The sequence below is a fragment of the Streptomyces sp. NPDC058198 genome (genome assembly GCF_042882605.1).
Classification (GTDB): Bacteria; Actinomycetota; Actinomycetes; order Streptomycetales; family Streptomycetaceae; genus Streptomyces.
This window is the reverse complement of the sequence record NZ_JBHVVP010000001.1, coordinates 1,526,393-1,540,663: the sequence shown is the minus strand read 5'-3', so window position 1 is coordinate 1,540,663 and position 14,271 is coordinate 1,526,393. Positions and strand designations below refer to the sequence as shown.

The following is a 14,271-nucleotide window of genomic DNA, read 5'->3' as shown; positions in this document are numbered from 1 at the left end:
ATGATCGCACCGCATCCTTTCATCCCAGCACGTGAGGTATCAGTGACTCAGCACGCGTTCCCGGACGGCAACGGAAGCGGCCACGGCGGCCATCGCGACTGGTGGCGGGAGTCCGTCGTCTACCAGGTCTACGTCCCCAGCTTCGCGGACGCCGACGGTGACGGCATGGGCGATCTCCGGGGGATCGCCGACCGGCTCGGCCATGTCGCGGAACTCGGCGCGGACGCCGTCTGGCTCACGCCGTTCTACCGCTCCCCGCTGGCCGACGGCGGCTACGACGTCGCCGACTACCGGGACGTCGACCCACGCCACGGCACCCTGGACGACTTCCGCGCGCTCCTCGGCCGGGCCAGGGCGCTCGGCCTGCGCACCATCGTCGACATCGTGCCCAACCACTGCTCCGACCAGCACCCGTGGTTCGTCGAGGCCCTGGCGGCCGCCCCCGGCTCGGCCGCGCGCGACCGGTTCGTCTTCCGGGACGGCAGTGGCCCCGACGGCGGTGAGCCGCCCGCCGACTGGCAGTCCAAGTTCGGTGGCGCCGCCTGGACGCGTGTCCCCGACGGCCAGTGGTACATGCATATATTCGCCGCCGAACAGCCCGACCTGAACTGGGAGAACCCCGAGGTCGTCGCCGATTTCGAGCGCACCCTGCGGTTCTGGCTGGACCTGGGGGTCGACGGCTTCCGTATCGATGTCGCCCACGGACTGCGCAAGGACCTCACGCCGCCGCTGCGCGACACCCGGGGCGGCGACACCGCGCCTCTCAACTCCCCGCCCAGCGGCGAGAACCACCCCTTCTGGGACCGTGACGAGGTGCATGAGATCTACCGCTCCTGGCGGAAGATCACCGACTCCTACGCGCCGCCCCGGATCATGGTCGCGGAGGCGGGGGTCAGCGCCGGCAGGCTCCCGCTCTACACCCGGCCCGACGAGCTCCACCAGGCCTTCAACTTCTTCCATCTGCGCTGTCCCTGGGACGCCGGCTCCTTCCGGAGTGTCATCGACGCCTCCCTCGCCGGCGCGGCACCCACCGGGGCGCTGCCGACCTGGGTGCTGTCCAATCACGACGTCGTACGCCACCGCTCCCGCTACGGGCTGCCCGAGGGCACCGACCTCCGCGCCTGGCTGCTGACCGACGGCCGCGAACCCGCCGTCGACGAAGCCCGGGGACGCCGCCGTGCCCGCGCCGCCGCGCTGCTGACCCTGGCGCTGCCCGGCACGACGTACCTCTACCAGGGCGAGGAACTGGGCCTGCCGGAGGTGGCCGACCTGCCCGCGGACGCGCTGCGCGACCCGATGTGGGAGCGGACCGGACACGGGGTGAAGGGCCGGGACGGCTGCCGGGTGCCGCTGCCGTGGACCAGGACCGGATCCTCGTACGGCTTCGGTCCCGGCGGCAGCTGGCTGCCGCAGCCCGACGGCTGGGGCGAGTGGTCGGTCGAGGCGCAGACCGGCCGGCCGGACTCCTTCCTGGAGCTGTACCGTACGGCGCTGACCCTGCGCCGCCGCTACGTCGGCGACGAGAGTTTCGCCTGGCTGCCGTCGGCCCCGGGCGAGCTGGCCTTCCGCAAGGGCGCGGGGCTGGTGTGCCGGGTCAACCTCTCCGACGAGCCGCTGCCGCTGCCCGCCGGGGCGGAACCGCTGCTGGCCAGCGGCGAATTGGTCAGGGCCGAACCGGCCGGGGTGCTGCTGCCGCCGGACACGGCCGTCTGGCTGGACACCGACGACACCGGCGGCAGCAGAGACACCAGGGACGCCAGGGACGCCTGACCGGAGCGCGCCGCAGGAGCGGCGGCCGGTACGAGACGACACATGCCCGTCAGCCGAGTGCTGACGGGCATGCGTGGTACAGCGGGGTTACGGCTGCGGGTACGCCTGAACCTGCTTGGGGTTCTGGCCGTACGCGTTCGGGTTCTGGTCGCCCTCGCTGGCGAGGAAGACGATCAGGATGATCGCTCCGACGAGGGGGATCGCGCCTATCAGGATCCACCAACCGGTCTTGCCGGTGTCGTGCAGCCGGCGCACGAATACGGCGAGGCTGGGAATGAGCACGGCGAGGATGTAGAGCAGGATGAGGATGCTGCTCAGCCCGACCACAGCGTCGATGATCCCCACGACGATGGCGATGGCGGAATTGATGAGGAAGAACATCCAGTATTCCTGGCGACGCGCCCGCCCGCTGAATCCCGCGTAGTTCTTCAGAACATCGACGTACCAGTTCACTGCGTCCCCCAAGGCCCGCGAAAGATGACCTGCCCTCATGGATCAAGCCAGGAGGCAGAACATATGTGGCTTGAACTGCACGGGTCAAATCCAAACCGTGACAGTGGCCACAAAGATAGGGGACGTGGGGTGTCATGAGCCAGGCCGTGAGGAACCGGGCGAAAGTACGCGGACGCCCGGCGGACGCCATCACGGGGGCAGCCAGGGGGAGTTCAGACGTCGTGACCGGGTGCGGCGGGGACGCCGGCCGCCCCCGGGGCGCGCTTGCCGCGGCCGGTCAGCCGCCCGTCACCGGGAGGGTCTGCTCGGCCCAGATGGTCTTGCCGCCCGTGCCCTGACGGGTGCCCCAGCTCTGGGTGAGCTGGGCCACCAGGAGGAGGCCGCGGCCGCCTTCGTCGAAGACGCGCGCCCGGCGCAGATGCGGGGCGGTGTTACTGCCGTCGGAGACTTCGCAGATGAGGCTGCGGTCGTGGATCAGGCGCAGCTGAACAGGTGCCTCCGCGTGCCGGATGGCGTTCGTGACCAGCTCACTGACCACCAGTTCCGTGGTGAAGATGGCGTCTTCCAGCCCCCAGGCGGTCAGCTGGGCGGAGGCGATCTTGCGTGCCTCGCCCACGACGGTGGGATCGCAGTCCAGCTGCCAGGTGGCCACCTGGCTCGCGTCGAGCGCCCGGGTGCGGGCGAGGAGCAGGGCGACGTCGTCGGCGGGGTGGGTGGGGAGCAGTGTCTTGAGCACCGTGTCGCAGGTGTCCTCAAGGGGAGCGGACGGATGAGACAGGGCCGTGCGCAGCGCGTCCAGCGTCTGGTCGAGGTCCCGCTCGCGCGACTGGATGAGTCCGTTGGTGTAGAGGGCGAGCAGGCTGCCCTCCGGCAGCTCCACCTCGGCGGTCTCGAAGGGCAGGTTGCCCAGGCCGAGTGGCGGTCCTGCGGGCAGGTCGAGGAATTCGACGGTCCCGTCGGGGCTGACCATCGCGGGCTGGGGGTGCCCGGCGCGGGCCAGCGAACAGCGGCGGGAGACCGGGTCGTAGACCGCGTACAGGCAGGTGGCGCCCACGTCGCCGGTAATCTCCGCCACCATGCCCGCGCTCTGACCGCTGCCCGCTTCCGCCGACAGATGGTTGACGAGGTCGTCGAGGTGGGTGAGCAGCTCATCGGGGGGAAGGTCGACATCGGCCAGGGTGCGCACCGCCGTACGCAGGCGTCCCATCGTGGCCGACGCCTGGACTCCGTGTCCGACCACATCGCCCACGACCAGGGCGACCCGTGCGCTGGACAGCGGGATCACATCGAACCAGTCGCCTCCCACCCCCACCCCGGAGTCGGCGGGGAGGTAGCGGACGGCGACCTCGACCGCCGTGTGCTCCGGGAGCGCCCGGGGCAGCAGGCTGCGCTGCAGGGTCAGCGCGGTCTCGCGTTCGCGGGTGTAGCGGCGGGCGTTGTCGATACAGACGGCCGCCCTGGCCGTGATCTCCTCGGCGAGGAGCAGGTCGTCCCGTTCGAAGGACTCTTGGCGCCGGTGGCGGGAGAAGGCGGCCACGCCGAGGGTGGTGCCGCGGGCGCGCAACGGGACGGCCATGGTCGAGTGGATGCCGAACTCACGGAGCTTGGCGGCCCGTTCGGGATCCCCCTGCGCCCACCGGACGGTGGCGGGGTCCGTCATATTGCTGATCAGTCCCTGCCCGGTGGCCAGGCACTCGGCCGTGGGCGAGTGCTCCGGGTAGGCGCCCGTCTCGCCGATCTCGACCACGGCTTCGGGGCACCCCTCGAAGATCGACCGGCAGGCGACGCGTCGCAGCATGACGCGGCCGCCCGGCGCCCCGGCGGCCGGCTCCTTGTCGTTGCCGACGGTGGGGAGCAGATCCACGCTGACGAGGTCGGCGAGATCAGGCACCGCCACATCCGCCAGCTCCTGCGCCGTGCGGACGATGTCCAGGGTGGTGCCGATACGGACGCTGGCCTCGTTGAGCAGGAGCAGCCGCCGCTGGGCCGTCTGCTGCGTGGTCATGTCGTGCGCCGCCAGGATCACGCCTCGTGTCCTGCCGCCCCGGTCCCGCAGCGGGGCGAGCGAGATCGACCAGGCGAGCTCGCGCTGACGGCCGGCCAGACGCATGGAGAATTCGAGGTGCTGCGGCTCGCCGGTCTCCAGCACCAGCCGCATGTGCCGCTCGGCGTTGTCGCCCTCGGGCCCCGGCACCATCTCCGGCACCCGCAGCCCGCGCATCTCGTCCTCCGGGAGACCCAGTACGCGTTCCATGTCGTCGTTCATACGGCGCAGCCGCAGACGCGTGTCGTAGACCGCCATCGCACACGGGGACTGGACGAAGGACTGCTCGATCAGCTTCTCGGCCTCGGGGTCCTGCGCCGGGGCCCGGGGAGAGACGAGAAACCACTCGGTGGTTCCGTCGTCCGTGGTGCGCCGATGGGCCAGCAGAGGCACGTCCAGACGGACGCCGTCGCGGCGCAGCAGCGTCGCCTTCCCGTGCCACCTGTTCAGATTGTCCAGGTGGAGAGGGGGCTCCGGGCTCGTCCCGTCGGCCAGCAGCTCGGCGGCGGGCCGTCCCACGATCTCCGAGGGCCGGTGGCCGAGCAGCTCGCGGGCCCCTTCGCTCCACGCGGTCACGATGCCCCGCGAGTCGAGGGTGGCCGTCGCGGCGGACGCCTCGTCGACATGGTCGTTCGACCGGACGGGCGGGTTGTTCCGCGCGGAGCCCGGTCGTCTCATCGTCGCTCATCTCGCTCTGCCTGGACCTGGCCGCCGGAGACGAGGCCGCCCCGGCGGCGCCAGTAAATACCGACCTCTCAAGTATGTCATTAGCGACACGTAAGGATATGTCTGGAAAACGCGACAAGCGCTCGGCGGCGCAGGTCTTTTGGCGAATCATAGGAAAGTTCCATCGGTTCGTACCGAACCTCTGGACAGCCCCCACGCCGCGCTCTAATGTCTCGGCCCACCGGATGAATGTTTCGTCGCGGTAACACCGCATTCGCTCGGCGCTCGCTCGAACGCCGTTCATCTCACGAGTCTTTCCACGTCTCTCCCCCCACGGCCGGGCCACCGCCCGTCCCGAGGCGCTGCGCGATCGTCCGTCGTGGCGGTCGCAGCTCACGCACTGTGCAGCACCCCCGTCGAAGCACGGGGACTCCGGCCGGGTCACCGACACGGCCGTGACCGCAGCGGAAGGGAAGCGACATGAAGATCCGTACGTTCATCGCCACAGCCTCACTGCTGGCCTCCGGGGGCCTGATGGCTTTCTCCGGCTCCGCCCAGGCGGCTCTCTACACCACCTGTGTCGGTGACGGCGGGGCCGTGACCGTCAACAACGACCTGGTCGTACCAGCCGGGAAGTCGTGCAACCTGACGGGCACGAAGGTCAAGGGGACGGTGACGGTCGAGGCCGGAGCCGACCTCGTGGCCGCGGGCGCCACCTTCAACGGCGCGGTCAACGTCGAGGGGAACGCCTATCTGGACCTCACCGACACCACGGTGAAGGGCGCGCTGACCACCCGGGCCGCCTTCGGCGCGCATCTGGAGAACAGCAGCGTGAAGGGCGGCGTCACCGCCACCCAGGGGTTCGTCTACGCGGTCGACTCCGCGTTCAGCGGGAGCGTCAGAGCCGAGTCCGGTGAGCTGTACGTCTCGGGAAGCACCCTCGGCGGCTCGCTGACCGGCGTCGGGAACCAGTACACCGATGTGTACGACAGCACCGTCAAGGGGGCGCTCACCGTGAGCGGGAACACCCTCGGCGGGGTCCTCTGCGCCAGTGAGGTGTACGGCTCCGCGGAGTACCGGGGCAACTCCGACACGCTTCAGCTCGGCGGCGAGGGCCTGCTCGGATCCTGCGCAGGCGCCACCTACTTCGGCGGCGACGTCTCGGTGACCGACAACACCGCGAACGCCGTCCTGGACAACGCGATCGTCCGCGGCGGGCTCACCGCCACCGGGAACACCCCGGTACTCGTGGTGGGTGACCTGGCGCGCATCCGTGGCGCGGTCACCGGAGAGACCGCCGCCGCCGGCGCGTCGGCCGCCCGCTCGGCCAAGAAGGCAGCGCCGCAGGACCGCGGGAACGACCTCGCGGGGAAGGCCGCGCAGCGCGCCGCCGAGGCACGGGCCGACGCCCACGAGGCGGGCACGTCCCGCCTCTGACGCCGGACTGAACCGGCCCGCGACGGCGGCCGGTTCCCCCCTCCGCCGTTCGTCGCACCCTCCTCCACCCCCTCCTCCACCGTCCCCCGACGGCACCATCGCGGCGCGCGCCGCCCGGGCAGTCCCAGCCGTGCGCCCCGGCCTTCCCCCTCTTCGCCTCATTCCCCAGGAGTGACCGTGAGCCATCTCCGCAAATCCTTCGACCGCAGGGATTTCCTGCGCGCCACCGTGGGCACCACCGTGGCGCTCGCCGCCGCCTCCGTCACCGGAGCCGCGGCGACCTCCGCCGCCGCCGCGCCGAGCGGTCTGTCCATTCCCAAGGACCGCATCGGCATCCAGCTCTACAGCATCCGCGACAAGGTCAGCTCGCTCGGCTTCGCCGTCGTCCTCGCCGAACTGGCCAGGATCGGCTACCGCGAGATCGAGTTCGCCGGCTACACCCAGTCCACCTCCATCCTCGGCCGGCAGATCACCGTCCAGGAGATCCGGCGACTGCTCGACGACCACGGGCTGCGCGCGGTCGGCAGCCATGTCGGCATCGGCAACCTGCGCACCAACCTCCAGGCCGAGCTGGACGCCGCGGAGATCCTCGGCATGCCCCATCTGGGCACCGCCAACGCGCCGTCGAACAGCAACACCGTCGCGGGCTATCTGGCCGCCGCCGAGGAGTTCAACACCTGGGGCGCCGCGGCGACCGCGCGCGGCCTCAAGCTCTACCAGCACAACCACGCGGGCGAGTTCGCGTTCGCCACCGACCAGCCCTCGGTCCGGCTGTACGACGTCTTCCTCAAGAACACCGATCCCCGCCATGTCTACCTGGAGCTGGACATCTACTGGGCGTACGTGGGCCAGTACCGCTGGCCCGGATTCGACCCGGCCGCCTATGTGCGCAACCAGCCCTACCGCTACCCGCTGTTCCACATGAAGGACGGCGACGCCAACGCGTCGAACGCCAACGGCTTCGACATCGTCGAGTTCGGTGCCGGGGACCTGCCGTACGAGAAGTTCATCCGCGACATCGGTCCCCGCGCCGCGCACATCGGCATCTGGGAGCAGGACACCGCTCCCAACACCCTGCCCAACCCGCCGGGTTCGCTCGGCGCGGCGGAGCGCAGCTTCGTGGCGCTCAAGGGACTCCTCGGCTGAGCGAGCCCCACCAGGCTGAGTGAGCCCCACCAGGCCCCGCCCCTCGGAGGCCCCGCGGGCAGGTTCCCCCCGATGTCCGGCACCGGCCGCCGGTGCCGGACACCGGGGCCCGCCCCGCCCCCTCCGCGCCCGCTCCTGACCGCCAGCGACCGAGGAGACGCATCACCGTGAACCGCACCCTGAGACGCCTGATCGCAGGTGTCCTGCTCGCGGCACTGCCCGCGCTGGGAGGCGTGGCCGTCGCGCCCGCCGCCCAGGCGCACGAAGACCACGAACACGCCCTGGACTGGTCGAACTACGAGAAGGTCACCCTGACGAAGGACACCGGCGAGCCGATCGACCTCGCCGTGCTGCCCGACAGCCGGGTGCTGCACACCGCCCGCAACGGCGACGTACGGCTCACCGACCCCGGCACCGGCGTCACCAAGGTCGTCAACCACGTCGATGTGTACCAGAACTCCGAAATGGGGTTGCAGACGGTCACACTGGACCCGGACTTCGCCACCAACCAGTGGGTCTACCTCTACTACTCACCGCCGCTCAACACCCCGGCCGGCTCCGCCCCGCTCCAGCTTCCCGCCGGGCAGGACGACTCGTACTGGAAGCAGTGGGAGGGGTACGACACCCTCACCCGTTTCAAGTGGACCGGCGACAAGCTCGACCTCTCCACCGCTCAGGAGATCATCCGGGTCGACGTCAACCGCGGCCAGTGCTGCCATGTCGCCGGGGACGTGGACTTCGACGCGGAGGGCAGGCTCTACCTCGCCACCGGGGGCAACACCCCGGCGTCGGGCCCGAACGTCAGCGGCTACACACCGATCAACGACGCGGCAGGCTACAACCCCGGCCTCGACGAGCGCCGCGGCTCCGGCAGCACCAACGACCTGCGGGGCAAGATTCTGCGGATCGACGTCCAGGAGGACGGCAGTTACACCGTCCCGGACGGAAACCTCTTCGCCCCGGGCACGGCCAAGACCCGTCCCGAGATCTTCGTGATGGGCCTGCGCAACCCCTTCCGGCTGGCGGTGGACCGGGCGACCGGCGCCGTGATGTGGGGCGACTACGGCCCCGACGCCGGAACCGCCGACCCGAACCGCGGGCCGATGGGGTACGTCGAATGGCAGACCACCACCAAGGCCATGAACAGCGGCTGGCCGTTCTGCACGGGTGACAACAGCAAGCCCTACCGGGACTTCGACTTCGCCACCCTCACCCCGGGCCCCGCCTTCGACTGCGCCGCGCCGGTCAACGACTCCCGCTGGAACACCGGCCTGTCCGCGCTGCCCGCCGCCACCGCGGCCACGCTCTGGTACGGGGACCGGGACACCGACCAGCCGTGGCCCGAACTGACCGCGTTCCGCGGTCCCGGCGGCCCGGGCGGCCAGGCCCCGATGGGCGGACCGGTCTACCACTACGACGCGGACAACCCGTCCCCGGGCAAGTTCCCCGAGTACTGGGACGGCAAGGCGTTCATGGCGGAGTTCTCCCAGGACTACGTCGCCGCCCTCACCCTCGAAGGACCCAACGGCCCCGTCAGCAAACTGGAGAACGTCCTCCCCAACAGCGAGCGGTCCCAGAACGGCATACCGCCCTGGGACAACCCGATGGACCTGGAGTTCGGCCCCGACGGCGCGCTCTACGTCCTGGACTACGGCGACGGCTTCTTCCGCCAGAACCCCGACGCGGGGCTCTACCGGATCGACTACGCCGAGGGCAACAAGGCGCCCACCGCTGTGGTCAAGGCCGACCCGACCTCGGGCCAGGCCCCGCTCACGGTCTCCTTCAGCGCCACCGGCTCCAGCGACCCGGAGGACGGCGCCCTCACCTATCAGTGGGACCTCGACGGTGACGGCACCTTCGACGCCACCGGCCCCACGGCCACCCGTACCTATCCGGAGAACGGTCAGTTCCAGGCCCGGCTGAAGGTCTCCGATCCCCAGGGCAAGTCGGGGCTGGCGAGCCGTCAGATCACCGTGGGCAACACGGCGCCGACCATACGGATCACCTCGCCGCCCGACGGCGGGTTCTTCCAGTGGGGCGACGCCGTTCCGTACGGGATCGCCGTCGAGGATCCGGAGGACGGCTCCACGATCGACTGCGCCAAGGTCGCCTGGACCTTCGGCCTCGGGCACAACCAGCACGGCCACCCGGTCAACAGCGGCACCGGCTGCTCCGGCGCCGTACTGACCCCGACCGACGCGGGACACGGAGACACCGAGAACGTCTTCGGAGTCCTCGGCATCACCTACACCGACAAGGGCGCGAACGGTGTCCCGCCGGCGACCGGTGACGCCCAAGTGGTGCTCAACCCGGCCCTGATGCAGGCCGAGCACTACGACGTCGCGGAGGGAGTCACGATCGCGGACGACACCACCGCGTCCGGACAGCGCAAGCTGACCTCCTTCGACGCGGGCGACTGGATCGCCTACGACCCGGTGTCGTTCGCCGGCATCACCGGAGTGCGGACCCGCGCCACCGGCGCCGGCACCCTGGCCCTGCGCTGGAACTCCACCGACGCGGAGCCGTTCGCCACCGTGCCCGTTCCGGCGGGGGAGGGCTGGCAGACCGTCACCACCGCGCTGCCGTCGCCTCCTTCGGGCACCGGCCGGGTGTACGTCACCACCTCGGGCGGCGTCGAACTGGACTCCCTGACGTTCCAGGGCGCGGGCGTGGCGGACAAGACCGCGCCCAAGGTGACCGCCACCCTCAACCCGCCCCGGCCGAACGGGGACGACGGCTGGTACACCAGCACCGTGTCGCTGGCCGTCGCGGCCACCGACAACGGGACGGTCGCCGGCCGCCAGTACTCGGTCGACGGCGGCACGACCTGGCTGTCGGCGAACTCCGCCGTCACCCTGTCGACGGAGGGCGCCACCACCGTCCGCTACCGGGCGACCGACAACGGCGGCAATGTCTCCGAGGTGGGCACGCTCACCGTACGGATCGACCGCACCGGACCCACGGTGACGGTCACCGGCCTGGACGCCGACGGCGCGTACGGGGACTCCCAGCGTCCGACGCCGGTCGTCACGGCCGCCGACACGGTCTCCGGCCGGGCCACCGCGACCGTCGCGCTGGACGGGACGGCGATCACCTCGGGGCGGGCGCTGGAGCTGTGGCGGCTGCCGCTGGGAGGCCATGACCTCACGGTCACGGCCCGGGACGCGGCCGGCAACACCACCACGAAGACCGTGCGCTTCACCACGCGTACGTCCTTCGAGGACCTCGGCACACTGATCACACGGCTGCGGGCCGACGGCCTGATCACGGCGCAGGGCGAGCAGCGGCTGACCGTCCGGCTCGACCAGGCACGCGCGCACGCCTCGGCGGGCCGCACCAGCCAGGCCGCGGCCGTCCTGGAGTCGTTCGCCGGCTCCGCGGGCGACACCGCGCTGGTACCGGACGGGGCGGCGGGCGCCGCCCTGGCCCGGGACGCGCGGGCGCTGAAGGGAGGCCGGGCCGGCTGACCCCGGACGAACGGAACTGCCCCGCTCTCACCGGCGGGGCAGTCCTGTTCCCGGATCCCGGCGCTCATATGAAGCCGAGTTGCGTCGTCCAGCGCGCAACTTTTGGCGTTCTGTGGAAAAGTTGCCGGAAGTTACCGGCGGCCGCGCGGGCAAGGGCCCACGGGGCGGTGCCGTGCCGCGCTCCGGCTCCCCGCGGTGACGGCCGAAGGTGCCCCAGAGGAAGTGAGTCTGTGAACATCCAGTACCACGTACTGAGCCTGCTGCGGGACAACGGCCCACTGTCCCGCGCCCAGCTCTCGGACCGGCTGGAGGTGCCGCGCCCGCGGCTGCTCGCCGAACTCGACCGGATGATCGCCGCCGGACGGGTCCGGGAGGCGGGTCCGGCCGCCTCGCGCGGCGGCCGGCGCTCCACCCTCGTGGAGCTCGACCCCGGGGTCCGGTTCGCCGCCGTCGACCTGGGCGCCAGCTCCATCGACATCGAGATCACCGACGGCGGGCTCGTGCCCGTGGCCTCCTGCTCGGAGGCCGCCGACATCCGCTCGGGGCCGGTCGCCGTACTGGGCCGGGTCAGCGAACTCCTGCACGCGATGGCCGCCGAGGGCCACTGCGAGCGGCTCGACGCCATCGGCATCGGCCTCCCGGGGCCGGTCAGCTTCCGCGAGGGCGTGCCCGTCTCGCCGCCGATCATGGTGGGCTGGAACCGCTACCCGGTACGCGACACCCTCGCCCGCGAGCACGGCTGCCCCGTGGTGGTCGACAACGACGTCAATGTGATGTCCCTCGGGGAGCAGCACAGCGGGGTCGCGAGGACCGTCGATCATCTGCTCTTCGTGAAGATCGGCACCGGTATCGGCTCCGGCATGCAGCACCACGGCCGGATCTACCGCGGCGCGGAGGGATGCGCCGGCGACATCGGGCATGTCCAGGTCGAGGCCGAGGCCGACGGGCCGATCTGTTCCTGCGGGAACACCGGCTGCCTGGAGGCGTACTTCGGCGGGGTGGCGCTGGCCAGGGACGCCACGGAAGCCGCACGGTCCGGCCAGTCACCCGCCCTCGCCGAACGGCTCGAAGCCCGCGGAACACTGACCGCCCTGGACGTCGCCGAGTGCGCCGTCGGCGGCGACAACGCGAGCGTCAACCTCGTCAGAGCCGGCGGCCACCGGGTCGGGCAGGTCCTCGCCACGCTCGTCAGTTTCATGAACCCGTCGATGATCGTGATCGGCGGCGGACTGTCGGGACTCGGCTATCCCCTGCTCGCCGAGATCCGCAGCGTCGTATACAAACGCTCACTCCCACTCGCCACCGGAAATCTGCCGATCGTCATGTCCGAACTCGGCTCCCGCGCGGGAGTCGTGGGCGCGGCACTCCTGGCCAGCGAACTCGCCTACGGCGAGGAGACCTGACCGGGACCGCTTGAGGCCCTGGAAGAACGACTCGGCCAGAGCATTGACAGTCGTAGCTCGATCCGACGCGTCCCATGCTGCGGCGGATGCCGTGCCATCGGCAGGCGGCGGCCCGCACCCCCGAGCTACAAGGAGGCCCTGTCCTCATGCGCGTACCGCGATGGCCCGGGCGGCGCCGGGGACCAGCCGGCTGGCGGCGGTGCATACCTTGACCCGGCGGATCTTGCCCCGGCCGTGCGGTTCCGGAGTGGGATCTGCTTCCAGGGAAGGGACTTCATCTGCTTGCGGAGCTCTTCTGGTCGCTCTTGACGATCACGATGTAGTGGGCGCCCCGTGCGGTGAGGTACTGAGCGTGCTCACGTTGTGTGCGCATCGTGCTATTTCTGGTCGGCGGCGCAGAGTTCCTGGTCCATCAGGGTGCGTTGTGCTTGCTCGGTGGAGAGGTCGGCCGCGCCGTCGCCGGTTGTCTCCAGTACGACGATGTGCCGGCCGTCGGCGCTGATGCCGTCGCGGGTGGTGTAGCCGGGGAGATCGCCTCCGTGACCGTAATAGGCGCCGCCGCAGGACAGCGAGATCCTCGTCAGGCCCAGTCCGTAGCTCGCGCCAGGCCCCAGGACGTCCAGGGCCGGGGCCCGTACGGTCGTCTTCATCTCGGCCAGCTGCGCCGGGCGCAACAGCTTGCCGCCCAGGAGCGCGGAGTAGAACCTGGCCAGGTCGGCGGTTGTGCTGATCATGCCGCCGGCAGCGTCGGCGGCGGAGGGATTGAGGTCGGTGACATCGATGGTGGGGCCGGTTTCGTAGAAGTTGGAGTAGCCGTGCAGGTGGTCGCCAGGGATGTGGGGGTCGGTGGTCGGGGCGAGGGTGCGGCGCAGGTGGAGGGGCCGGAGGATGCGTCGGGTTACCTCTTGCTGCCAGCTGTGTCCGGTGGCCTTCTCGATGATCATGCCCGCGAGGATGTAGTTGGTGTTGGAGTACTCCCAGGTAGCGCCTGATGCGAAGTCCGGCTCGTGGCGCATCGCTATCGCGACGAGTTGCTCCGGTGTCCAGGTGGTGTAGCGGTCGGCCTGGTATCCGTCCACACTGCTGACCTCGGGGAAGTCGTTGACGTAGTCGAACAGTCCGCTGGTGTGCTGCAGCAGCTGTCGTACGGTGATCTTGGTGCCGTCGTTGCCGTTTCCGGAGACCACTGCGGGCAGCCAGTGGTCGACGGTGTCGTCCAGTGACAGGCGGCCCTCGCCGACGAGTTGCAGTATCACGGTGGCGACGTAGGTCTTGGTGGCGCTGCCGATCCGGAAACCGTCGTTGGGGTTCACGGCGCGTCCGGTGGTTTTGTTGGCTTTACCGGCGGTGGCGTAGCGGGTTCCGTGCGGGCCCGTCGACTGGGCCAGGACTCCGACCGACCCGGTCCGCAGGATGGTGTTCACGTTGTCCTGCAGCCTGTTGTGACTCGGCTTCGAGGCGATCGTGGTTCGGTTCGAGGCATCTCCCCGTGCCTGCTGCGTGGTGCCGGCAGCGTGCGCCGTAAGTCCTACGCCGGTCAGTGTGGCCGCGAGTGTCGCTGCGGCAATGCGGGAGATGGTCCTGGTGCTGGGCATCATGGGTGGCACGCTCCTTGAGGAGTGGGGTATTTCGGGGTTTGGAACCGCTGCTGCGGTGTGTTGATCACGTTAGGAGCAAGGGATCGCGGCAGGCCATGAGGCTTACGGGTCGATGCTGTGGGGTGCTACCCCCCGGGTGTGCGTGCGGCAGTCCCCACGACCGGGCTCGGACCTCGGCAGGAGGCTCGGCGTGCGGAGGGGCAGGCGTTCCGCCGTGTCCAATGTGCCGATCGCCTGCTTGCTCCGCTCTGTGCGGTCGGGGCGAGCGCGGCGATGTGAACACAAGC

Annotated in this window: 8 protein-coding genes; 5 read left to right on the top strand and 3 right to left on the bottom strand. The window is 70.5% G+C overall.

Annotated features, from left to right (window positions below; genetic code table 11):
- Nucleotides 1-1,770 (top strand): glycoside hydrolase family 13 protein, encoded by a 1,770-nt coding sequence (locus ACFVWW_RS06785; RefSeq protein ID WP_386876308.1) that lies wholly within the window; start codon nucleotides 1-3, stop codon nucleotides 1,768-1,770.
- Nucleotides 1,771-1,857: 87 nt separating this feature from the next.
- Here ACFVWW_RS06785 and ACFVWW_RS06780 read toward each other — a convergent pair whose 3' ends face one another.
- Both ACFVWW_RS06780 and ACFVWW_RS06775 read right to left on the bottom strand, forming a co-directional pair.
- A complete protein-coding gene (locus tag ACFVWW_RS06780) occupies nucleotides 1,858-2,223 on the bottom strand; it encodes a DUF805 domain-containing protein (RefSeq protein WP_384187090.1) in 366 nt (121 codons plus the stop codon).
- A 277-nt stretch (nucleotides 2,224-2,500) separates the two neighbouring features.
- Nucleotides 2,501-4,945 carry a SpoIIE family protein phosphatase gene (locus ACFVWW_RS06775; RefSeq protein WP_384329262.1) on the bottom strand — a complete coding sequence of 815 codons (2,445 nt, stop codon included), beginning with the start codon at nucleotides 4,943-4,945 and terminating at the stop codon, nucleotides 2,501-2,503.
- 468 nt (nucleotides 4,946-5,413) lie between these two features.
- Here ACFVWW_RS06775 and ACFVWW_RS06770 point away from each other — a divergent pair, with 468 nt between their 5' ends.
- The 4 genes from ACFVWW_RS06770 to ACFVWW_RS06755 all read left to right on the top strand — a co-directional run bounded on the left by ACFVWW_RS06770 (nucleotide 5,414) and on the right by ACFVWW_RS06755 (nucleotide 12,386).
- Nucleotides 5,414-6,370, top strand: coding sequence for a hypothetical protein (locus ACFVWW_RS06770; protein ID WP_386876306.1), 957 nt, complete (start codon nucleotides 5,414-5,416; stop codon nucleotides 6,368-6,370).
- Nucleotides 6,371-6,547: 177 nt separating this feature from the next.
- Nucleotides 6,548-7,516, top strand: coding sequence for a sugar phosphate isomerase/epimerase family protein (locus tag ACFVWW_RS06765; protein WP_384329256.1), 969 nt, complete (start codon nucleotides 6,548-6,550; stop codon nucleotides 7,514-7,516).
- Between the two features lie 167 nt (nucleotides 7,517-7,683).
- The gene (locus ACFVWW_RS06760) at nucleotides 7,684-10,983 is read left to right on the top strand and encodes a PQQ-dependent sugar dehydrogenase (protein ID WP_386876304.1); all 3,300 of its coding nucleotides are present in this window, start codon (nucleotides 7,684-7,686) and stop codon (nucleotides 10,981-10,983) included.
- 230 nt (nucleotides 10,984-11,213) lie between these two features.
- Nucleotides 11,214-12,386 carry an ROK family protein gene (locus ACFVWW_RS06755; protein ID WP_384187060.1) on the top strand — a complete coding sequence of 391 codons (1,173 nt, stop codon included), beginning with the start codon at nucleotides 11,214-11,216 and terminating at the stop codon, nucleotides 12,384-12,386.
- A 377-nt stretch (nucleotides 12,387-12,763) separates the two neighbouring features.
- Here ACFVWW_RS06755 and ACFVWW_RS06750 read toward each other — a convergent pair whose 3' ends face one another.
- Nucleotides 12,764-13,984 (bottom strand): serine hydrolase domain-containing protein, encoded by a 1,221-nt coding sequence (locus tag ACFVWW_RS06750; RefSeq protein WP_384329250.1) that lies wholly within the window; start codon nucleotides 13,982-13,984, stop codon nucleotides 12,764-12,766.
- Between the last annotated feature and the right edge of the window lie 287 nt (nucleotides 13,985-14,271).

What these genes read in the sequence shown, in the direction of transcription:
- ACFVWW_RS06785 (WP_386876308.1), top strand. Translation starts at nt 1, where the DNA reads ATGATCGCACCGCATCCTTTCATCCCAGCACGTGAGGTATCAGTGACT.
- ACFVWW_RS06775 (WP_384329262.1), bottom strand. Translation starts at nt 4,945, where the DNA reads ATGAGACGACCGGGCTCCGCGCGGAACAACCCGCCCGTCCGGTCGAAC.
- ACFVWW_RS06770 (WP_386876306.1), top strand. Translation starts at nt 5,414, where the DNA reads ATGAAGATCCGTACGTTCATCGCCACAGCCTCACTGCTGGCCTCCGGG.
- ACFVWW_RS06750 (WP_384329250.1), bottom strand. Translation starts at nt 13,984, where the DNA reads ATGATGCCCAGCACCAGGACCATCTCCCGCATTGCCGCAGCGACACTC.